16 protein-coding genes are annotated in these 21753 nt (G+C 36.8%); 3 read left to right on the plus strand and 13 right to left on the minus strand.

The genetic code is table 11. The annotated features are described in order from the left end of the window. Window positions 1-26 precede the first annotated feature (26 nt). From CCAL_RS04285 to CCAL_RS04305, 5 genes are all read right to left on the minus strand, one after another. Window positions 27-632 carry a DedA family protein gene (locus CCAL_RS04285; RefSeq protein WP_170016003.1) on the minus strand — a complete coding sequence of 202 codons (606 nt, stop codon included), beginning with the start codon at window positions 630-632 and terminating at the stop codon, window positions 27-29. A 41-nt stretch (window positions 633-673) separates the two neighbouring features. After that, window positions 674-1327: a LysE family translocator gene (locus tag CCAL_RS04290; protein ID WP_170016005.1), complete on the minus strand. Its 654-nt coding sequence runs from the start codon at window positions 1325-1327 to the stop codon at window positions 674-676. A gap of 38 nt (window positions 1328-1365) precedes the next feature. After that, the gene (locus CCAL_RS04295; protein ID WP_170016008.1) at window positions 1366-2154 is read right to left on the minus strand and encodes a MetQ/NlpA family ABC transporter substrate-binding protein; all 789 of its coding nucleotides are present in this window, start codon (window positions 2152-2154) and stop codon (window positions 1366-1368) included. A gap of 33 nt (window positions 2155-2187) precedes the next feature. Beyond that, the gene (locus CCAL_RS04300; RefSeq protein ID WP_170000139.1) at window positions 2188-2967 is read right to left on the minus strand and encodes a MetQ/NlpA family ABC transporter substrate-binding protein; all 780 of its coding nucleotides are present in this window, start codon (window positions 2965-2967) and stop codon (window positions 2188-2190) included. 136 nt (window positions 2968-3103) lie between these two features. After that, a complete protein-coding gene (locus CCAL_RS04305; protein WP_170016010.1) occupies window positions 3104-3877 on the minus strand; it encodes a MetQ/NlpA family ABC transporter substrate-binding protein in 774 nt (257 codons plus the stop codon). Window positions 3878-4181: 304 nt separating this feature from the next. Here CCAL_RS04305 and CCAL_RS04310 point away from each other — a divergent pair, with 304 nt between their 5' ends. Beyond that, window positions 4182-4958: a PhzF family phenazine biosynthesis protein gene (locus tag CCAL_RS04310; RefSeq protein ID WP_170016012.1), complete on the plus strand. Its 777-nt coding sequence runs from the start codon at window positions 4182-4184 to the stop codon at window positions 4956-4958. 4 nt (window positions 4959-4962) lie between these two features. On the opposite strand, the gene CCAL_RS04315 is transcribed toward CCAL_RS04310, so the two are convergent. Beyond that, a complete protein-coding gene (locus CCAL_RS04315; RefSeq protein ID WP_170016014.1) occupies window positions 4963-5298 on the minus strand; it encodes an ArsR/SmtB family transcription factor in 336 nt (111 codons plus the stop codon). A 99-nt stretch (window positions 5299-5397) separates the two neighbouring features. On the opposite strand from CCAL_RS04315, the gene CCAL_RS04320 reads away from it, so the two are divergent. Further along, window positions 5398-6360 carry a permease gene (locus tag CCAL_RS04320; protein ID WP_170016016.1) on the plus strand — a complete coding sequence of 321 codons (963 nt, stop codon included), beginning with the start codon at window positions 5398-5400 and terminating at the stop codon, window positions 6358-6360. A 5-nt stretch (window positions 6361-6365) separates the two neighbouring features. Here the strand turns inward: CCAL_RS04320 and CCAL_RS04325 are convergent, their stop codons facing one another. The 6 genes from CCAL_RS04325 to pbpC form a co-directional block, all read right to left on the minus strand. Next, the gene (locus CCAL_RS04325) at window positions 6366-7040 is read right to left on the minus strand and encodes a methionine ABC transporter permease (protein ID WP_169971749.1); all 675 of its coding nucleotides are present in this window, start codon (window positions 7038-7040) and stop codon (window positions 6366-6368) included. Continuing rightward, window positions 7040-7996 (minus strand): methionine ABC transporter ATP-binding protein, encoded by a 957-nt coding sequence (locus tag CCAL_RS04330; protein ID WP_169935981.1) that lies wholly within the window; start codon window positions 7994-7996, stop codon window positions 7040-7042. Before CCAL_RS04330 ends, CCAL_RS04325 begins: the two co-directional genes overlap by 1 nt. Window positions 7997-8040: 44 nt before the next feature. Continuing rightward, window positions 8041-9024: a diaminopimelate dehydrogenase gene (locus CCAL_RS04335; RefSeq protein WP_170016018.1), complete on the minus strand. Its 984-nt coding sequence runs from the start codon at window positions 9022-9024 to the stop codon at window positions 8041-8043. 108 nt (window positions 9025-9132) lie between these two features. Then, window positions 9133-11745 (minus strand): valine--tRNA ligase, encoded by a 2613-nt coding sequence (locus tag CCAL_RS04340; RefSeq protein ID WP_170016020.1) that lies wholly within the window; start codon window positions 11743-11745, stop codon window positions 9133-9135. A gap of 116 nt (window positions 11746-11861) precedes the next feature. After that, window positions 11862-16991: an alpha-2-macroglobulin family protein gene (locus CCAL_RS04345; RefSeq protein WP_170016022.1), complete on the minus strand. Its 5130-nt coding sequence runs from the start codon at window positions 16989-16991 to the stop codon at window positions 11862-11864. Window position 16992: 1 nt separating this feature from the next. Next, on the minus strand, window positions 16993-19176 hold the full coding sequence (gene pbpC / locus CCAL_RS04350) for a penicillin-binding protein 1C (RefSeq protein ID WP_170016024.1): 2184 nt from the start codon (window positions 19174-19176) through the stop codon (window positions 16993-16995). Between the two features lie 61 nt (window positions 19177-19237). Between pbpC and CCAL_RS04355 the strand changes: the two genes are divergently transcribed. Then, entirely contained in the window at window positions 19238-21271 is a 2034-nt protein-coding gene (locus CCAL_RS04355; RefSeq protein ID WP_170000132.1) for an ATP-dependent helicase, read from the plus strand. On the opposite strand, the gene CCAL_RS04360 is transcribed toward CCAL_RS04355, so the two are convergent. Beyond that, complete coding sequence (locus CCAL_RS04360; RefSeq protein WP_228026734.1) at window positions 21272-21679, minus strand: DUF3237 family protein; 408 nt, start codon at window positions 21677-21679, stop codon at window positions 21272-21274. Between the last annotated feature and the right edge of the window lie 74 nt (window positions 21680-21753).

Raw genomic sequence — 21753 nt, forward strand, 5'->3', positions numbered from 1 at the left:
TTTATAGATTATATCAAAAAATGTTTTTAAGTTTTTTTAAAATATTTTACAAAGATAAAATATACTGCAAAGAGTAGGGCTACGACAAACAAAAGCCATAATGTTATCTCTTTTAACTTGGCTGATATCAACTCCTCATTTTGACCCAGAAAGTAGCCAACCCAAAGTAGTATACCAACCCAAATCCCAGCACCCAACGTAGTAAATAAACTAAATTTTAAAACATTCATTTTAGTAAGTCCTGCCGGCAAGCTGATGTATTGGCGGATCCCTGGGATCAAACGGCAGTTAAATGTCGAAATTTCACCGTGTTTGTTAAAAAAGTTTTCGAATTTTTGCATTTTTTTATCTGTGATACCAACAAATTTACCGTATTTTTGAATGAGGGGACGACCAAAAAAGTAGCACAAATAATAATTAAAAATAGCTCCGGCTAATGAACCAAGAGTTCCTGCCATAAATGCCAAAGTTAGGCTCATCTCGCCCTTATGTGCTAAGTATCCGGCAGGAACCATGACTACTTCGCTTGGAAACGGGAAAAACGAACTTTCTAAAAACATCATAAAAAATATCCCGGTATATCCCCACTGGCTAACAACCGAGACGATAAAATTTATAACATCACTTAACAAGGCAGACCTTTTAAAAATTTAAAGCCTTAATTATAGTTAAATCACCCTTTTAAAGCATTTAAAATTTCAAGCACAAGCTCATAAAAGATGATTGTGGCAAAAACGGCAAAAACGAGTGAACAAATTCCGTCTAAAAGACGTTGTTTTTTAAGAAAGGCTTCACGTGCTTTAGGCAAAGAAAACAATTTGCCCAAGAGTATGAAGCTAAGAACGCTTTGTATTGATATAACCGCAACTAAAAGTATGATGTGGTAGACATTGCCTGACTTATCGATAAATCTTGAAAATATGCTCGCAAAGTATAAAATGGCTTTAGGGTTTGATAAATTTGTTAAAAATCCCACGATAAAAAAGTGTTTTGCGCTTAAATTTTTATCTTTATTTTCCTTAACATTGACATTTGAGCTATTTTTTGAAGAACGATAAAGCAAAAAACTAAGGTAAAAAAGATAGCAGACGCTAAAGAGCATGAGTGCTATTTGCAAAGGTGGAAATAAAACAAATAGTGTTTTTAGACCAAAGGCTGTAAGCATGATCCAGATGATTATCCCGGCTCCCACTCCAAGACAGGCAAAAATGCTTTGTCTAAATCCATAAGCAAGTGATGTTCTAAGGATGAGGAAAATATCTGGTCCAGGTACTATAAGGGCTAAAAAATGTGTCGCCATAAGGGCTAAAAGTGCATAAATTTCCATGATATTCTTTCAAAAGAGCAGGGCATATGCCCTGCGTGTTAAAACGACGGTATAACCGCTCCTTTGTAGCGACTGATAATAAATTCTTTTACCTCGGGACTTAGTATGGCTTTGTTTAGAGCCTTGATCTTTGGTAGGTTTTCATTACCATCTTTTACTGCTACAAAATTTGTATAAGGACTATCTTTTCCTTCAAGCAAAAGTGCGTCTTGCGTTGGCTTTAGACCTACGTCAAGTGCGTAGTTTATGTTGATAAAAGCTATCGTCACATCATCAAGTGCGCGAGGTGTTTGAGCTGACTCCATCTCTTTAAATTTTAGATTTTTTGGATTTTCTACTATGTCAAGCGGAGATTTGTATTCGCTATTGTTTGCTTTTATAATCCCTGCCTTTTCTAATAAATTTATCGATCTAGTCGAGTCTGCAGAGTTGTTTGATATAGCTACGATATCGCCGTTTTTAAGCTCGTCAAGGCTTTTTATCTTCTTTGAGTAAATTCCCATAGGCTCTACGTGAACGCCGGCAGTTGGGACAATATGTGTTTTATTGTCTTTATTAAAGGCTTTCATGTAAGGAAGACCCTGGAAGTAATTTGCGTCAAGATCGCCTTGCTCGGTTGCTAAATTTGGTATAACATAGTCGTTAAATACCTTGATCTCAAGCTTATAGCCCTCTTTTGCCAAAAGCGGAGCTACGACCTCTTCAAGAATTTCCGCATGAGGAACAGGAGTTGCGCCGATTATTATTGTTTTTGCATCTCCTGCTGCATTTAGGCTAAGCGCTAAAGAGATAGATGCAAGTGGTAGTAGTAGTTTTGAAATTTTCATTATTTTTCCTTTATTTTATTTTGTTTTTTGGCATTAAAACGCCGGTATAACTTCGCCTTTATAGCGATCAAGTATGAAATTTTTAACCTCTTGTGTCGTGATAGCGGCGTTTAACGCCTTTATCTTATCGTTATTTTCATTTCCTGCGCGAGTAACTACGATATTTGCATAAGGACTATCGCTATCTTCAAGCAAAAGCGCATCTTTTGATACACTAAGACCTATATCAAGGATGAAATTTGTGCTAATAGCGGCCAGATCAACCTCGTCTAGCGTGCGTGGAATTTGCGCTCCTTCGAGCTCAAGAAATTTTAAATTCTTAGGATTTTTAACTATATCATGCGGAGTTGCAAGGCTGATATTTGGCGCAAGTTCGATAAGCTTTGCTTTTTCAAGTATCTTAAGTGCGCGGTTGGCGTTACTTGGGTCATGTGCGATGGTAATGGTCGCTCCGTCTTTTAGCTCATTTATGTTTTTTATCTTCTTAGAGTAAAAGCCAAGCGGTTCAACATGAACGGCTACGGTCCTAACAAGCGTGAGCCCGCGGTTTTTATTTTGCTCTTCAAGATATGGCAGGTGCTGAAAGAAATTTGCATCTAGATCACCGTTTTGAGTTGCGATATTTGGTATAGAGTAGTCGTTTATCTCTTGGATGACCAGCTCATACCCTTGTGCTTTTAAATTTGGCTTTATAAACTCTAAAATTTCAGCGTGAGGAACGGGAGAAACTCCGACTATGATCTTTTTATCACCACTTGCACCGTATAAATTTAGTGCGAGTATGGCTGTGCTTATTATGGTTAAAATTTTCATTACATTTCCTTTTAGATTATGCGTGATACGCTGCATTGATAAATTTAGACTTAAATTTACCGACTTTAGGACAAAAGGTTAAAGGCCTTTGCTCTTTGTGGTATTAAGGAAGCTTTTGGCTTCCTTGATGGCGTTATTAAAACGCTGGAAGTATGGCTCCTTCGTATTTTTTCTCGATGAAAGCTTTTACTTCAGGTGTTGTTATAGCTTTGTTTAGAGCTTGTATTTTTTTACTTTGCTCATTGCCTACTTTTACAACTACATAGTTTACGTAAGGGCTCTCTTTACTTTCAAGAGCAAGAGCGTCTTTTATAGGGTTTAGGCTAGCATTCAAAGCATAGTTCGTATTAATAACTGCTATCGTAACATCATCTAGTGTGCGAGGTGTTTGAGCCGACTCCATCTCTTTAAATTTTAGATTTTTTGGATTTTGGGTTATATCAAGAGGTGTTTTTAGTGGATTGTCATTTAGCTTTATAAGACCTGCGGTGGCCAAAACATCAAGAGCACGACTCTCGTTCGTTGGGTCGTTTGGTATAGCTACGATATCTCCGTTTTTGATCTCGTTGATGCTTTTTATCTTTTTAGAGTAAACACCCATTGGCTCAAGGTGAACACCTACGGTATGCGTAAGTTTTGTTCCTTTGTTTTTGTTAAATTCTTCAAGATAAGGCAGGTGTTGGAAGAAATTTGCATCCAAATCGCCGTCGTCAGTTGCGATATTTGGTATAGAGTAATCGTTAAATTCTTTTATTTCAAGATCATAGCCATCTTTTGCAAGGATAGGTTTTATAACCTCAAGGATCTCAGCGTGTGGAACAGGCGTTGCGCCGACTACGATTTTTTCAGCTGCGTTTGCTGATACAAGCAGGCTTAAAGCAACTAATGAAGTAGCAAGTATTTTTGTCATTTTTTATCCTTTTTAAAAATTTGCTAACACTCAAAAAGGATAAGCGGATAGTAGAAGGCTTAAATTTCTTTTTAAATGTTTAGCGAACTAAGCACTTAAAAAGAAATTTGTGCTTAGTATTTGTCTTTCGACACCTTAGTTTCTATCAAGCGACACATTTCGCACATATCTGATTTCATGATATATCCTTTCTCTTTTTCAAATTAAATTGGCGAATTGTAAGAAAAGTTGCTTTAAAATAAGTTTAAAATCTTTAAAATTTAGGTCAATTGATGTAAATACTTAAAAATTTAAAGGAAAAATGATGATAATACATCATGTAGATGCTTTTACAAATGAGCTTTTTAAAGGCAATCCAGCCTGTGTTTGCGTAAGCGACGCTCCGCTTGATGAAAATTTGATGCAAAAGATAGCTGCTGAAAATAATTTATCCGAAACTGCATTTTTAGTTAAAAATGGTGAAATTTATAATCTTAGGTGGTTTACGCCTGTTAGCAAAGTAGACCTATGCGGACATGCTACGCTTGCTAGCGCCTTTGTTTTAAAAAGCTTTTTTGAGCCGAGTCAAAATGAGTTTAAATTTAGTACATTAAGTGGGATTTTAACTGTAACCTATGAAAACAGTGTATTTTTGCTTGACTTTCCAGTGTTTGAGCTAAAAGAGATAAATGTGACTGAAGCGATGAGTAGGGCTGTAGGAGCAAAGCCACAGCAAGCCTTTTTGGGACGCGACCTGCTTCTTATAATGGAAAATGAGAGCGATATTATAAACGCAAAACTTGATTTTGGTGCGATGCTAGAGCTTGACGGACTTATAACTCATATAAGTGCAAAAGGAGGTGAATTTGACTGTGTTTCAAGAAGCTTTGCGCCAAAACTAGGCATAAGCGAAGACCCGGTTTGTGGCTCAGGGTACTGTCATATCGTGCCATTTTGGGCTAAAAATTTAGACAAAATAAAGCTAAAAGCACTACAAGCATCAGCTAGAAGTGGAATTTTAGAGTGTGAGATGATGTCAAACGGACGCGTAAGACTTGGCGGAACGGCGGTTTTATACTCTAAAAACGAAGTATTTGTTTAAAAATTTACCTTAAATTTTTTATGATACTTCTTGCATTTTTTGAATTTTTAGTGATTTTTTCCTCTAAAATTCTATTTATGCACTCTAAAAAGTTTGGCAAACAGCAAATATCAACTGAGTAAAATACATGAAGTCCTGATTTTTCTCCTTTTAAAATTCCAGCACTTTTTAATACACTAAGATGCTTTGAAATGGTGGCTTGCTCTTTGTTTAAGTTTTCACAAATTTCGCTTACACTCATACTTTTATCGCCTAAAATTTCAACTATCTGAACTCTTAATGGATGGGCTAAAGCCCTCATAAAATCACTTTTTAGCTCAAAAATATCAACATACCGCATCTAAAATCCTTTTGGCAATTTTATCTAAAAAAGCTAAATTTATACTTGACTATATTCCTATATAGATATATAATAATGCAAAAAATAAAAGGATAAGATATGTTAGATATATTTACAAGGCAAAGCGTATTTCAGTTTTTCAAATTTTTTATGATTTATTTTGTTGAGATTTCACTGTTATTTTTAGTTGTGTCGTTTTTGGTATTCATTGTGTCTGAAAAATTCAGCGATAAACTTAAAAAGCATTTAGTAAAGAGCGATTTTTCAAGCTTCGTTAAAGCATTTGTAGTCGGCGCTCTCACTCCGTTTTGTTCTTGTTCTACCATACCACTTTTAAACGGATTTTTAAAAAGTGGCGTTTCTTTGGGGGTTAGTAGTGTGTTTTTACTAAGCTCACCACTTGTAAATCCGGTTATCCTGACTCTACTTTTTATCGGTTTTGGCTTAAAATTTACAGCTGTTTATTTTGCGGTTATTTTTATCACATCAATTACTTTTGGCATCATACTATCTAAAATAAACCAAAACAAATTTTTAAAAGATGACTTTATAAAACCAAAATTTAGCCTAAGTGTAGGCGTTTCAAGTATGGTTTTTAAAGCTACAACTCAACCAAAAATCTGTGCTTGCAACCAAGCAAACACTAATGAAAGTATCTATAAAATAGCTTTTTCAAACTCACTTAGGGAGTACAAAAAGCTATTTGTGTACGTACTGGTTGCGATGTTTATCGGTGCGACGATACATGGCTTCGTGCCACAAACGCTTGTATCATCATACCTTGGCGCAAGCGACTTTGACTCTATATTTATATCAGCCGTACTTGGCATTTTACTTTATGTCAGAGTAGAAGCCCTCATCCCTATCGGAACAGCACTCTTGTCATCAGGTGCGAGCGCGGCGGCTTTTGGAGCGTTTGTGATAACGGCAGCTGGGATAAGCTTGCCTGAGATTATACTTCTCAACAGGTTCTTTAAACCAAAATTTATAGCTATTTTTATCGGATTTATACTGTGCGTGGCGATGATATTTGCGTTCTTTTTATCCGCAAATATCATCTAATTTTTTTATTTTTTCGTCCATTTATAGGCTAAATTTCCTAAAATTTGAACGATTTGTACCATGATTATCAGGATAACTACGGTGTAAAACATTATATCAGGGCGAAATCTCTGATATCCGTAATTTATCGCAACTGCTCCAAGACCGCCACCACCGACAGCTCCAGCCATCGCTGAAAAGCCGATATTTACGATAAAAGTTAATGTAAACGCAGATATGATACCTGGAAGTGCCTCGACAAACATTATCCTAAAAATGATCTGAAAATTTGAAGCACCAAAGCTTTTTGCTGCTTCTATTATGCCGCGATCAACCTCTTTTAAAGAGTTTTCAATAAGCCTAGCCACAAAAGGAGCAGCTCCGATGGTAAGTGGAACGATCGCAGCAGTAGTGCCTATGCTTGTGCCAACTATCATTTTTGTGATAGGAAATAGTACGATGATAAGGATGATAAACGGAAAGCTTCTTAGGATATTTACACAAATATCAAGTATAAAGTAGACTTTAGAATTTGGTTTTAGGCCGTCTTTATCAGAGATGATGAGTAGAACGGCAGGGATAATGCCTATGACAAATGCTAAAAATGTAGAAACAAGGCTCATGTAAACGGTTTCGTTTATAGCAGGGAGTAAAATTCTGTTAAACACATCAGGAAATTTTGAAAAATCAATGCCAAACATTACGCCACCTCCCATAAAACGCCACTTTTAGATATATAATCAAGCACTTTTTCTTTGTCTTCTTCTTCGATGTTTATTACCAAATTTCCAAGAACATGGTCGTTTAGCTTTTCTAATTTGCCCCAAACGATGTTAAAATCAACATTTAGCGTCCTCGCCATATGTGTTATGATGCTGTGTTGGGCGACTTCTTTTGGAAAATACAAGCGAATATTTATGCCACTTTCTGGCAAAATTTCCTCTTCGCCAAGAAATTCTTTCATTTTTAAGTCGGGTTTTAAGAATAACTCCTCGATACTGCCGCAGCCTATTATCTTTCCATGTTCTAGCAGTAACGCACGAGAGGCGACACTTTTTACGACTTCCATTTCATGAGTAACCAAAACTACGCTTATACCAAGCTCTTTGTTGATACGTGTTAAAAGCTCCAAAACACCTTTGGTTGTATTTGGATCAAGCGCAGAAGTCGCTTCATCGCTTAATAAAATTTTTGGCTCCAAGGCTAATGCTCTTGCTATGGCGACGCGTTGTTTTTGACCGCCGCTTAGCTCGTTTGGATATGATTTTAATTTATTTTCAAGGCCAACAAGGCTTAAAAGCTCATTTACTTTTTTGTTTATGTATGCGCCGTCAAACCCCCAAAATCTAAGTGGAGTTGCTACATTTTCAAAGACAGTTTTGCGGTTCATTAGTGCGAAGTGTTGAAATATCATCCCGATATCTTTTCTAAAACGCCTTAACTCATCGCCTTTGATCTGGCTTATCTCTTTGCCAAACACCTTTAGGCTTCCTTCTTGATAGTCCTCAAGTCCGTTTATACAGCGAAGCAGGGTTGATTTACCGGCGCCACTGTGTCCGACTATGGCAAAAATTTCGCCACTTTCTATCTGCAAACTTACATCGTTGATGGTTAATGTGTCGCCGTAATATTTCTTTAAATTTTTAATTTCAATCACTAAAATTCCTTTTTTGGCAAAACCAGTCCTTTAAAACTGGTTGCTTATAAAATTTCTTTTCTTAGCTCTTCTGTGCTTTTTGGTGATATTAATGCCGGAGCTATGTCAAAAACTGTGTATGCACCGCTCTCGCCCTTTGCATTTAAGCGGTAAGCTGCACGTGCGTAAGCCACTAAAACACTAGCCGTAAATTCTGGGTTGGAGTCTAGTTTTAGTGAAAATTCGATTAGGTGTTTACTTTCGTCGTTTTCACCTGTTTTACCACTTCTTAGCACAAAACCACCGTGCGGGATACCGCCGTGTTCGCGTTTAAGTGTTTCTAGGTCGACAAAATGCACGCTTGTGTTATAGTCGGCAAAGTAGTTTGGCATAGTTTTTATCTCGTTTTCGATACGAGCTTTATCAGCACCGTCTTCTACTACCACATAGCATTCTCTTAGGTGTTTTTCACGTGTAGAAAGTTTAGGATTTTCACCATTTCGGACACTATTTAATGCGCTCTCTATCGGCACTGTATACTGTCTAGCATCCACTACGCCTTTTACACGGCGTATGGCGTCAGAGTGTCCTTGACTAACACCTTTACCCCAAAATGTATAACTCTCGCCATTTTCTAACACACTCTCACTATAAAGGCGATTTAGTGAAAACAGACCCGGATCCCAGCCTACGGCTATCACGCCTACTTTTTTACTTTTTTTAGCCTCAGCATCAACTGCTGCAAAGTGTTCTGGAATTTTAGCGTGCGTGTCAAAGCTATCAACGACGTTGAAATTTTTAACAAACTCAGGAGTTTGTGTAGGCAGGTCAGTAGCACTTCCTCCACAAAGTATTAGCACGTCAAACTCGCTCTTGTGTGATAAAATTTCATCCATTTTAAATACAGGCGCACCGCAAGTTTTTACGCTGCTTGGCTCACGACGGCTAAATACCGCCGTCATCTCTATATCTTTTGTGTTTCTTGTTGCTAGTTCAACGCCACGACCTAAATTTCCATATCCCAAAACTGCTATTTTTATCTTACTCATATTTTTCCTTGTTAAATTTATCTGTTTTTTGTGTTTTAAAATCTATAAATTTCAAGGCACGCGTTCAAGTCGCCATGTCCTAACACAAAAACCAAAAAATTTCACCTATTACGCTCCAAAATTTGCTAGCTCGCCAACTACTTTTTCAAGCTGTGCTTTTGCATTTTCTAGCCCTTCGCGGTTAGTTTTGATGACTTCAGCCGGTGCATTTGCTACAAATTTCTCATTTCCTAGCATATTTTCTAGCTTTGCTACCTCTTTTTCTAGCTTGTTTTTCTGCCCCATTAGACGCTTTACTATCTCACTAGTATCGATGCCTGATAGTGGTACAAACACGCTTAAATTTTCACTAACATCAACGGCAGAGTTTGCCACTTTATCAGTGCAAATCTCTATCTCCTCGCATTTTGCCAGAAGTCTTACGTAGTGCATCACAGCACTCATATCCTCATCCACTATCATATAAGCCTTGGCTATCTTTGAGTTACCAAGATCAACAGTCGCTTTTGCACGGCGTATGCTTACTATGGCTTCTATAACTAGTGCAAATTTACGCTCGATATCCATATCACGCTCATTTACCTTTGGATACGCCTCGACCATTATAGAGTTTGTATCCTCTAAATTTGTACCACTTAGCTCGTGGAAAAGATACTCAGAGATAAACGGCATAAACGGACTCATCGCCCTCATCGCCTCTTTAAATATCGCCCCAAGCTCTGCCACACTAGCCTTATCACCCTTGCTTAACTCGATACCCCAGTCGCAAAACTCATCCCATAAAAATTTATAAAGCGCATTTGCCGCATCGTTAAAGCGGTACGCTTCGACGTTTTCACGCACGACTGCCACACACTCGTTAAAGCGACTTAGCATATATCTGCCTAGCTCGGTTTTTACCTCTATTTCACTTAAATTTTCAAATTTTGGTGCGTTTAGAAGCAGGTACTTACTCGCGTTATAAAGCTTGTTTGTGAAGTTTCTAACTAGCACCATTTTCTCTTCACTTAAGCGTATATCGCGACCCTGCACCGCTAAAAGCGTAAGCGTAAAACGTAAAATATCAGCCGAATACTCATCTATCTTATCAAGCGGGTCGATGATATTTCCACTACTTTTGCTCATCTTTTTGCCATCTTTATCTTTTACCAACGCGTGCAGGTAGATATCTTTAAACGGTATCTCGCCAAGTGCGTTTTCACTCTGAAACATCATCCTAGCAACCCAGAAAAATAGTATATCAAAGCCTGTTATAAGCATAGTGTTTGGATAAAATTCTTTTAAGTCGTTTTCAAACCATTTCTCATTTTTAAGCTCGTCGCCGTTACCCCAGCCAAGTGTTGAGATAGGCCACAAACCACTACTAAACCACGTATCTAGTACGTCAGGGTCTTGCGTGAAGCTCTTACTACCACACTTTGGACAGCACTCAGGCGTATCGCTCTCATCCGCCCACTCATGCCCACACTCGCAGTAAAATACAGGAATCTGATGTCCCCACCAAAGCTGACGGCTGATACACCAGTCTTTTAGCTCTCTCATCCATGCATTAAAGCTATTTATCCAGTGTGACGGATAAAACTCCGCCGCGCCCTCGTTTACCTTTTTTATCGCCTCGTCCGCTATCTCGCTCTTTACAAACCACTGTTTTGAGATATACGGCTCGACCACGTTCTTACAACGATAGCAGTAGCCCACTTGGTTTTCGTAGTCTTCGATTTTCTCTACATTTCCTATCTTTTCAAGCTCAGCCATCACTATATCACGCGCCTCAAGTCGCTCAAGACCTTTAAATTTATCGCAGTAGTCGTTCAAAATCCCTTGCTCGTCAAATATTGTGATAAACTCTAAGTTATGGCGTTTGCCTACTTCATAGTCGTTCACGTCGTGTGCAGGAGTTACTTTGACCACGCCCGTTCCAAACTCCATATCAACGTGCTCGTCCGCGATGATAGGAATTTCACGGTTTATGATAGGAAGCACGACTGTTTTACCTATTAAATTTTTATAACGTTCATCATTTGGATTTACCATAACAGCCGTGTCACCAAAGTATGTCTCAGGTCTGGTGGTCGCCACGATAACAAATTCTTTACTTTCTTTTAGAAAATATCTTAGGTGGTAAAGCTTGCCCTTATTTTCCTTATGCTCAACCTCTACATCACTTAGCGCGCCATCATGGGTGCACCAGTTTACCATGTAGTTACCGCGTATGATAAGACCTTTTTCATATAAATTTACAAATGCCTTCTTTACAGCCTTTTTAAGCCCCTCATCCATAGTAAAGCGCTCTCTACTCCACGCAGGAGTGATACCAAGACGGCGCATCTGATAGACTATCTGACCGCCACTTTTTTCCTTCCACTCCCATACTTTATTTACAAATTTTTTGCGTCCCAAGTCCTCTTTTTTTGTTCCTTGTGCTAAAAGCTGTTTTTCTACCACGTTTTGAGTAGCGATACCAGCGTGATCAAGCCCTGGTTGCCATAGTGTTTTGTAACCGTCCATACGCTTATAACGAGTCATAATATCTTGAAGTGTAAAAGTAAGCGAGTGTCCGATATGAAGCACTCCAGTGACGTTTGGTGGTGGCATCATTATGCAGAAATTTTTGCCATCTTCTTGGATAGACTTGTTGCCATCTATCTCAAAATATCCGCGCTCTTCGCAAATCTTATAAAATTTCTCTTCTATCTCTTTTGCATTGTAAAAATCAGCCACTTTTTTATCCTTAATTATTATTTAAAAAATGCTCGATTTTATCAAAAACTTGTTTAAAATTTGCTTTTTAAGGGGCTAAAGAAGATAGAGTAGGGTGAGCTAGTCACCCTTTTGTTTTACTTTATAATAAAGCTCTTTGTAGCTAAATCATAGTCATTTTGTGCTTCGTTATACATGTTTTCGCCTATGACAGCAGGCAGAGAGCATTTACCTTTTAAAACAACTCGGTAAGGTGTATAGATAATTGCATTTTCACCGCCTTTTAATTCGAAAAAGCTCAAAACTCTATCGTCCTTATCGTCCTTTATGAGCTGATGTGATAAATTTATGCTATTTGTTACGGCTTCATCTCTTGTAAAATTTGCTAAATTTTCATTTATGGGCTCAAAACATGTGCTAGTTATCTCGTTTAAAGCACCCACAAGGTCTGCCTTGGATAAAATTTCAACTTTTGAGTAAACTATATCGTTGAGTTTAAGTGAATTTAGCGATATTTCTTTACCATCATTTGTGACAAAAGTCCTGTAAATATCAAGCTCTTTTTTCTCTTTTGCATGCTTTATCTGCAGGGGTATATAGGCACTTGAACTAATTGTTATAAACAAATCGCCGGTTGCTTCTACTTCAAATTCGCCTTTTTTTGTGTTTAAATTTATCGTTTGATTTGCGTTAAATTCTTCAACTTTGCCGTCGTATTTTACTTTAAATTTCACATCTTTATCATCTTTTAAATCCGCAAAATAAGCATTTAACGCACGAAGCATAAACGCCCTTTCTTGTGTTGAGCGAGCGCTGTTTGTTTTTGTTAGTAGCTCTTTTGCAAGATTATCTGAAAATGTATTTTTCTCAAAATTTGTAGCGTGCAGATATAGTATAAATGCCTTGTCTCTTAAATTTGAGCTAAAGCCTATGCTCTCATTTTCTGTCTTAACTACATCTAAATTTTTAAGTACCATCAAAGCTTCGTTTTTGTATCCAACCGCTTGTAGTATCGAAGCCATTAGGTATTTGCTAAGAGTGGTTTTTGTGTAATTTTTAGTGTCGTAAATTTGATTTATCTCGCTCATGCTGGCTTTTGAATTTTTACTTAAAACATACATCGCATAAAGTGCGTTATCACCGTTTGTGTGGTGCTTTAGTCCATTGATCGCTTGTTTTTTGATATTTTCATCCACGTTAAAACCAGCTTTGCTAAGCTCAAAAAGCACATCGGCAGTGTATATAGAAGCAAAGCTATCAACCGCTCCTAGCTCACTCCAGTATCCAAATTCGCCATTTTTATTTTGCATTTTACTTAGTTCTTTTATGGCACTATTTATAAACCTAACTCTATCTTTTTCTTCGGTTTCGTCTGCGCTTTTTGCATGAAGTAGGGCTAAAAGGCGACTTGAGCGTTGTTCGGAACATCCATATGGGTAAGAGATTAAATTTTTTGACATTGCCGCAAGTAGACCGTAAATAGAACTTGAAGCATCAATTGCTATGTCTGTATAGCCGTTTGCGAGCTTGAATTTTCGTGATTTATGCACACTAAAGCTTTTTGCGTAAGTGCTTTTTGGTTGGGCATTTATGATGGTAATGTTGTTTAAATTTGCAAAGGTGTTATTTGCTTCGTCTGTAGCTGTTATCTCAAATTTAGCATCAGCAACATCTTTTGCTTTTATATTAAAATTCAAAGCTATATTTTCAAAAGGTTGTAGATTTACAGATGTTTGACTTAAATTTATATCCAGGTTGTGGCTGTGACTTGAGCTTAAATTTAGAGTTTTTTTATTTTCTGTAGTGTTGAGGATACGCAAAATCCCCTCTATCTCATCGCCGTTTATCATATAACTAAGCTTTGTGGGTTTTAAAACTACATCGTCTTTAACCTCTAAAACAGCACTGGTGCTTGACATCTTTAGTTTGCTTGAACTTATAACATCTATACGGATGGCCGAGTTAAAGTCGCTAGGTGTTTTAAACATATAAACCGCAGTTCCATTCTCGTCAGCTTTAAGCTTTGTAGCTTCATAAAATGTTTTTATGTTTTTAGTATCTACAGGACTTTCGTATTTTGCCATTTTGGCAGCCATTAGCATATTAGCAGCGCTATCTCCGCCAAAATTTAGCGTTTTTGCATTTAGCTTGTAGCCTGTTAGTCTATCGTAAAAATCATAGTCAAAAACGCCGTCGCTAACAACTTTATCAAAAAATTGAAGTGGATTTGGGGACGGTTGTGAAGTGATGTTAAGTATACCAAAATCTGCTAGAAATAACGCTATATCGGCATTTGGTTCGGTTTCTATCTCGATCTTAACGTCCTTGTTTGTAAATGAGCTTTTTGGGGCATTTAACAAAAGTTGTATGTTTCTATCGCTTTTATCGGCGTTTGCATAGACTTTCGCATGTGTTCTAAACGGTGTGCTTCCCTCATCTGCTAGTCGGTAGATGTTCGCACTTACATATAAACCGGTAAAATCAAAATCAAGTTTAAATTTAACATTTGCCGAGTTGTTTTTTATCCTTGCAAGCTTATATGCTTTTACGTTTCCGCTTTCTACCGTAACAAGCGCTAGTCCTTCTTTTATGACCGAACTTATATCTGCGCTTAGCTCATCGCCTTTTTTGTAGCTTTTTGCATTTAGTTTTATCTGTGCTTTTGAAAGCTCTTTTGTTGGCATTAAAGTTGAGTATGTATAGCCGCTGACATCAATGTCTATGCTAGTGCTTGCTTTGCTTATGATGTCAGTTACTACGACTGTATAGTTGCCGCTTTGAGCAAAGGCGTATTCTAAAGCGCTATTTTCTTGTGTAAATGTAGCTATGGTTTCTAGGCTTTCAAACCATCTTAGCTCGTTAAATGCGTCGGTTGTATAGTTCCAAATTCGTCTTTTTATCTCAAATTTTAGATTTGACTTAACTTCTTTCATGCTTTTTGTATCAAGCACTACGGTTTTAAAATTTACCTTTTCTTCAGGTTCGACAAAATTTTTGTTTGCATAAATTCCAACTAAATTTTGCTTCGGAAAGATAGTTATTAGCTTACTTGCGCTTACATTTTGCCCATCGTCGTTTATGTTAAAATTTATTATGCCGTTTGCTATGCTTTGGGTTTGGACGCTGTCGTTTATATCGATGACAAAAGACTCCTTGCTTGTGCCGTTTTCATCGAGTTTAACAGGCTTATAAAAGCCATCTAAGGCTAAATTTTTAACAGTGTCGTCTTTAAATTTATAGTCTTTGTATTGTTCGTTTTTGTATTCTAAGTCAACAAAATCAATCTCCAAACTACCGTTTAAAAAGCTTGCCTTACTTCCAAATAAATATGAGCTTGACAATAAAATTTTGCCTAGCTCCTGGGCATGAAATTTATCTTTTGCAAGAGTTATTTCATTTTTTATACGAGTTGGAGTAAAGCTTTCAACGTAAAATGGCTCTTTTGATAAAATTTTACCGGCATAAATAACGCTAAAAGTAAACCTGCCACTAAGCTCGCTTGATATACTTTCGTTAAAGTCAAAAGCACCTACTTCATTTGTTTGATAGGTTAAATTTGCTATCTCTTTGTTTTGCGGATCGGTTATTTTGACTTTAACAGGCATGTTTGAGATCGGAGTAAAATTTCTATCTCTTAGATAGCTTACACCTTTTATGCTTTCATCTGGTCTTATTAAATTTGATGCAAAGTGTGTAAATGCGTCGATAGTTTGGTTGCCGTCTTTTAGCGAATACGCAGCGTCTTTGTTTATATGTCCGTCTTCATTTATAATCAAGAAATTTTGCTCTTTTGCAAGGCTTACGACAACCGAGCCTACATCTTTATAAATGTCTTTTTTGCTAAATTTAAAAACACCTTCGTCATTTGTTGCACCTATCGTGATCTCGTCGTTTTTCTTGCTGTAAATTTTAACATTTGCATTAGCTAGCATTATGTTTTCACCAAGTCTGTTGGCAAATACGAAAATTTCATCCTTGCTAAGTTTTGCATTTACTGCTATATCACTTAGATAGACTACTTTTGAGGTGTGTTTATCTTTGTCGTAGTATAAATTCACACGATAAATTCCATCTGTAACTCCGGTAAAGTCAAGTTTGATTTTATGTGATGAAAACTCGTTTAAAACCCCGCCTAGTTCGTAGTTTTTAGAAGCTATCTCGCTTACAAATTCGTCTATGTCGTTTGGTTGTGGTTTGAAATTTAAAAAATATCTATAATTTTGATCGCTAAGTTTTTCTATAACTACTTTAAGGTTGCTTACATTTACACTTCTTATGCCGATCTCTCCGACGCTTGATATATACGGCTTATCGTTTATAAATTCTGCAAAAGGTGCCAAATTTGGCATTTTAACGATATAAGTACTATCGTCTCTTACTACATTCCAGTTATCGCCAAAACCTTTTTTGATAGTTATTTCGTATTCGTTAAGGGCTTTAAATTCATCACTTACGATATCAAAATAATAATAAAAATCCTCACCTATCTCATCCGTTTTGTTTTCGTCTATAACATATCCGATATTTGTTATTTGAAAATTTTTGACGCCTTTTATTTCGATAAATTTATTAAAATTTCTATCATTATAAAGCCAGTCTTTTAGATAAATTCTAGCTGCTAGTTTTCCGTTATTGAGGCTTTGAGGATAGAGTTTGTCTATCGTTAAAGTTTTTGCTTTTTCATTTTCTACTACGATATTTTCTTCATTTAAGGGTTTTGAGTAAGTTATATTAAGGTCGGCTCCCAAAGTCGCGTTAAATTCGCTACTAAAGTCTTTAGGAAGGTTAAAAGCGGGGTTACTTTGAGCTTTGTCTAAAGCTATAACAAAAGCCTTTTCAAATGAATTTTGTATACTAAAGTTGTTGTCGTTTATGGCTAGCTTTTGTTTTAGCTCATTGGCGCTGACTTTGTCGTTAAATTTTAATACAAATTTATAATCTGAAATTTTGTCTATGCTTTTTAATTCAAAATTTGGAGTGCTAAAGTTTATCTTGCTGTTTTGCATTTTGCAGGTGTGTTTTTTGCCTGCGTGAAGGTCTTTGGTGTAAAGGATGATACTTTTTGTTTTGTATTCTATAGTTGCGTTTATTTCAGGCACGCAAGTTAAAATTTTATCATCGCTTGTTGTTCCTACGAGTTTTTCATCTATAGTTTCATTTACGCCAAATTCTATCGAAAACGGCGTTTGTGTGATATTTTGATCAAAAGTTAATGCGCTTAAATTTATAGTTGTAAAAAGTATCAAAAGCGCTTTTGAAAGATTCATACTATCTCCTTATCTCTATCTTTATCTCTTTGTAGTTTGAATTTTCATCAAGACATCCTATGCGGTGCTGACCTGTCGCCAAACTAACGATATTTTCGCTTGCACTTTGGCGTTTGATAAATTCGCCGTTACCAAGCGTGATGTAAATTTCATCTCCTAAATAAGCGTAACATTTTATCATAACTTTGGTTTGATTATTATCATTTATGAAGATTTGACCATCATATAAAGAGGCAAAGATCGGAGCTTTATCTCGTAAAAACTTAGCACAAGGACTTTGTGCGATATCATTTTTGTTTAAAAATCCGTTTTTATACATAAAATCAAGCTCTTCACTTCTTAAATTTTGACATTTGTTTTGAGGCCAAACACCGAGAATTTGCTCATCTTGTTGCATATTTTTACATTCTTTAAACTCAAAACTATCAAGGCATGTTGGAGCTAGAACTATGCCGTCTGGTTTTTGCATGAAATTTAGTTTTTCTTTTTGAGAAAGCAACTTAAACATGTCAAACACAACCGAACTAGCGTCATTTAAGCCTGTTAATCTACTCGTCTTCTCGCCGTTAAAATTTCCTATCCAAATTCCAAGAGTATAGTTTTGATCAACTCCCAGCGCATATAGATCTCGCGAGTTATGGCTTGTACCTGTTTTAAATGCGATGGTTGGTGTATTTTGGGCGTATTGCCATGCATTTTTTAAGATGCCCCTACTTGCTTCGCTCATCATTTTTGCGCTCAGATAAGCACTTTGAGGGCTTATGAGGTTTAAAATTTCATTTTGGTTATTTACAAATTCACCTGCAAACTCAAGCGGTAAAAGCTTGCCGCCATTTGCATATATCGTATAAAGACGAGTGAGGTTTAAAAGGCTTATTTCAGGACTTCCAAGCGCTATGGAAGCTCCGTAAAATTCCTTTTTGTTGTCTATTAAATTTATCTTTTCAAGTAGTTCATAAAGTGAGTTATCGCCAAGTTTTTGATTTAAATTTACGGCGGGGATATTTAGACTAAGACCTAGCGCGTCTTTTGCGCTTACTTTACCCAAAAAGTCGTCGTTAAAATTTCTAGGAACATACTCGTTTATGTAAATTTGCGTGTCTATAAGCTCGCTTTTTGGAGTGATAAGTCCGCTATCAAGGGCAAGCGAGTAGATAAAGGGCTTTAGTGTGCTACCGACATTTCGTTTCATATTTAGGCTAGAGTTTTTGCCGTCTTTTGAGCTTTGATCGTGTGAGCCGATAAAGGCTACGACACTCATTTTTTTATTATCTATCAAGACGGCTGAGGCGTTATTTGCGCCATTTTGCTTGAGTTTGAACATGGTTTGATTTAAGATGTTTAATAGATCGTTTTGAAATTCTAAATTTAAATTTGAGTTTGTGATACCGTTTTTAAAAGCGACATCGGTGTAGCTTGGAGCATGAAAGGGGGCATTTAAGCGAGTATTTACAAAAGGCTCATTTTGAGCACGCTTAAGTGCACTAAGGTCGATGATACCTGCATCAAAAAGCAGTTTAGCGACGCGGTTTTTTAGTGTGTTTATGTCTGATTTTTTATCAAGGCGATTTTTGTTTGGATTTTTGGGTATTGTGGTCAAAAGTGCGATCTGAGCGTAGCTTAATTGTGATAAATTTTTATTAAAATAAAACCTAGCCGCAGCTTTTACGCCCTCGATATTGCCCCCGTAAGGAGCTAGATTAAAGTATAAATTTAAAATCTCATCTTTACTAAAATGCCATTCGAGTTGAAAAGCGCGAAAAATTTCTTTGATTTTATTTGCGTAAGTTCGCTCATTGGCTTCAAGCATCCTTGCTACTTGCATAGTTATCGTGCTGGCTCCTATGCGGTTTTTGTGCGTTATGTTGTAAAAACTAGCGCGAATTATCGAGAGGGGATTAACGCCAAAATGATAGTAGTAAAATTTATCTTCAAAAAGTAAAACGCTTTTTTTCAAAATTTCAGGAACTTCATGTGTGTGAAACCTCCAAGCTCCGTCACTTGCGAGCTTCATGCGTAGAATTTCGCCGTTTTTATCATAAACAACCTTGGAGTCATCTTTGTTTAATTTATCTAAATTTAACGGAAAAAGTGCGTCAAAAAGCATAAACGCCACAAACAAAATAGCAAAAAAAGACACCGTAAATTTTAGGAATTTTAAAGCTCTTGGCAATGTTTTATTCATTGCGTGATTATATCTTATTTTTAACTCACTTTAGGTATAATCACGCCTTTTTGGAGTCATCATGCCGTTAAGTAAACTAAATAAAGAACAATACACCGCCGCAACCGCACCGTTTGGTCATAACCTGGTAATCGCAAGTGCAGGAACGGGAAAGACCAGCACTATCGTAGCTCGCATAGCACATCTTTTAAATTTGGGCGTTTTACCTGAGAAAATTTTACTTCTTACGTTTACAAACAAGGCTGCAAGCGAGATGATAGAGCGACTAGAGCGGTATTTTGACAAAAAAATCACCGCTAAAGTCACGGCAGGGACATTTCACTCCGTCTCATACACGCTACTTAAGTCGTTAAATAAAGGAGTTATACTAAAGCAACCGGGTGAGCTTAAAATTTTACTAAAAAGCTTAGTTGAGCGACGTAAATTTCATCACTTAAGCGATGTAAAACCATATGGCGGCGCATATCTTTATGACATGTATTCGCTTTATCAAAACAGCGTAAGCGATATAAGCTTTGCCGACTGGATAGTGCAAAAAAGCGATGAACAGGGCGTTTATGCTGAAATTTATGAAGATGTTTTAGAAGAATTCGAAAGCGAGAAGCGTAAATTTTCATACGCTGACTTTAATGACTTGCTTATAAATATGAGAAACGAGCTAAAAAATAATGCTCAAATTAATTATGATGAAATTTTAATAGACGAATACCAAGACACAAACACTCTCCAAGGCTCGCTTATAAGCGCGTTTAAAACAAAAAGCATCTTTTGTGTTGGGGATTTTGACCAAAGTATTTATGCCTTTAATGGTGCAAATATCGAGATCATCGGCTCTTTTAAGGATAGATTTTTAGATGCAAATATATACGCACTAAATGTAAATTATCGCTCCAGCTCGTCCATACTTGCTCTTGCAAATAAAGTAATATCAAACAATCCGCGCCTTTACGAGAAAAATTTAATAGTAAGCAGAGAGGGAAATTTTAAAGCTCCGACATTGCTTGTTTATAATGAACTTTTCGAACAATACGTAAATATCGCAGATATCATCTCTCTCTCGCCGTTTTCACGTCAAAATATCGCGATAATCTTTCGAAACAACTCAAGCGCGGACGGCCTTGAAGTCGCGTTAAAAGAGCGAGGGATAAGCTCAAAACGTAAGGGTGGGATAAGTTTTTTTGAAAGTAGAGAGATAAAGGCGCTTGTTGATATCATGGGTGTTGTGATAAACCCAAAAGACATAATGGCTTTTATACATATCTGCGAATATGCCAAAGGTGTTGGAAGTGCGGTTAGCAAGGAGCTTTTTGACGCACTTGTAAAATTAGGACATGGAAGCCTTGTTGAGGGGCTTTTAAATCCTGATGAAAATGTAAACATACAAAGCAATAAAAGACGCAACTACCAACTAGGGCTTTTTGATGACATAGACGAATTTGCCGATGTGTCGCGTTTTTCATCACTTAAATTTAGTGATAAATTTCTATCCCACCCTATACTCAAGATGCAAAAATTAAGCGAAAATGGAGCGATATTTTTATATGAAATTTATAATTTCTTACTCCGCGCAAAACGTATAACTCGTCCAACATCGCTGATAAACGAGATAAGAGATAGCAAAATTTACGAGCTTATCGTGCAAAATATCGCCACAAAACGAGCTACACTGAAAAACGGTAATGTTGACCCGTCGTTATTTAACGAGGCAAAAGAGCGCATAATGAGAAAGTCCGTAGTCTTAGCCGAGCTGTCTAAAAACTATCATGATATGGAAAAATTTTATAACTTTATAACGCTTGGAAGCAATGAGATGAGCGAGGGGGAGGGTGTGAGCTTGCTTAGTGTTCATGCAAGTAAAGGGCTTGAGTTTGACCAGGTATTTATAGTTGATCTTGCGCAAAATCGTTTTCCAAATTTAAAGCTAATGAGCATGGGCGGTTCGCTTGAAGAGGAGCGAAGGCTTTTTTACGTCGCAGTCACCAGAGCTAGAAACGAGCTTTATCTAAGCTATGCTAAATTTGATAAGATAAAAAAGATAAATTATCAACCAAGTTGCTTTTTGATAGAAGCAGGCATGGCAAAGGCAGGAATTTAATCATTTTAGCTCATAAAAGCTAAGAAGCGTTCCTTGTGGAGTGGATACCGCGTAACCGATAAATATGGCTTGTTGTATCCATTTGTATTTTTTAGAGTAAGCTTCAAATTTTGGCACTGTAACAAAGTATCGAGATCCATCATTCTTTTTATGTATCATGCCTTCATTTTGTATGTATATCGTTTCACCATCATCTAAAAGTATGGCATATCTGGCGGAAATTTCTTTTATGCCGTTTTCTTTTTGCTTTTGGATGTCAACTCCATAAGGCATGGCGACACCGTTTATTTTACCGCTTACCTTAAGTGTAAATGGTACGAAAATTCTTTCGTTATCTCCAAGACATAGTCTTTCTTTGTTTGAATTGATAAGTATACTAAATGTGTATTTAAGTTTTGGTTCTTGCAAAGTAGGGTGCGAAACATTTGCGCACCCTGAGATAAATATGGAAATAAAAGTAAAAATTAAAAATTTTATATTAA

Source organism: Campylobacter sp. RM6914 (assembly GCF_004803835.1).
Classification (GTDB): Bacteria; Campylobacterota; Campylobacteria; order Campylobacterales; family Campylobacteraceae; genus Campylobacter_A; species Campylobacter_A californiensis.

Bases quoted from the DNA above. Each gene is read 5' to 3' on its own strand.
- CCAL_RS04290 (WP_170016005.1), bottom strand. From the start codon at position 1,327: ATGGAAATTTATGCACTTTTAGCCCTTATGGCGACACATTTTTTAGCC.
- CCAL_RS04295 (WP_170016008.1), bottom strand. From the start codon at position 2,154: ATGAAAATTTCAAAACTACTACTACCACTTGCATCTATCTCTTTAGCG.
- CCAL_RS04300 (WP_170000139.1), bottom strand. From the start codon at position 2,967: ATGAAAATTTTAACCATAATAAGCACAGCCATACTCGCACTAAATTTA.
- CCAL_RS04305 (WP_170016010.1), bottom strand. From the start codon at position 3,877: ATGACAAAAATACTTGCTACTTCATTAGTTGCTTTAAGCCTGCTTGTA.
- CCAL_RS04310 (WP_170016012.1), top strand. From the start codon at position 4,182: ATGATAATACATCATGTAGATGCTTTTACAAATGAGCTTTTTAAAGGC.
- CCAL_RS04315 (WP_170016014.1), bottom strand. From the start codon at position 5,298: ATGCGGTATGTTGATATTTTTGAGCTAAAAAGTGATTTTATGAGGGCT.
- CCAL_RS04320 (WP_170016016.1), top strand. From the start codon at position 5,398: ATGTTAGATATATTTACAAGGCAAAGCGTATTTCAGTTTTTCAAATTT.
- CCAL_RS04325 (WP_169971749.1), bottom strand. From the start codon at position 7,040: ATGTTTGGCATTGATTTTTCAAAATTTCCTGATGTGTTTAACAGAATT.
- CCAL_RS04335 (WP_170016018.1), bottom strand. From the start codon at position 9,024: ATGAGTAAGATAAAAATAGCAGTTTTGGGATATGGAAATTTAGGTCGT.
- CCAL_RS04345 (WP_170016022.1), bottom strand. From the start codon at position 16,991: ATGAATCTTTCAAAAGCGCTTTTGATACTTTTTACAACTATAAATTTA.
- pbpC (WP_170016024.1), bottom strand. From the start codon at position 19,176: ATGAATAAAACATTGCCAAGAGCTTTAAAATTCCTAAAATTTACGGTG.
- CCAL_RS04355 (WP_170000132.1), top strand. From the start codon at position 19,238: ATGCCGTTAAGTAAACTAAATAAAGAACAATACACCGCCGCAACCGCA.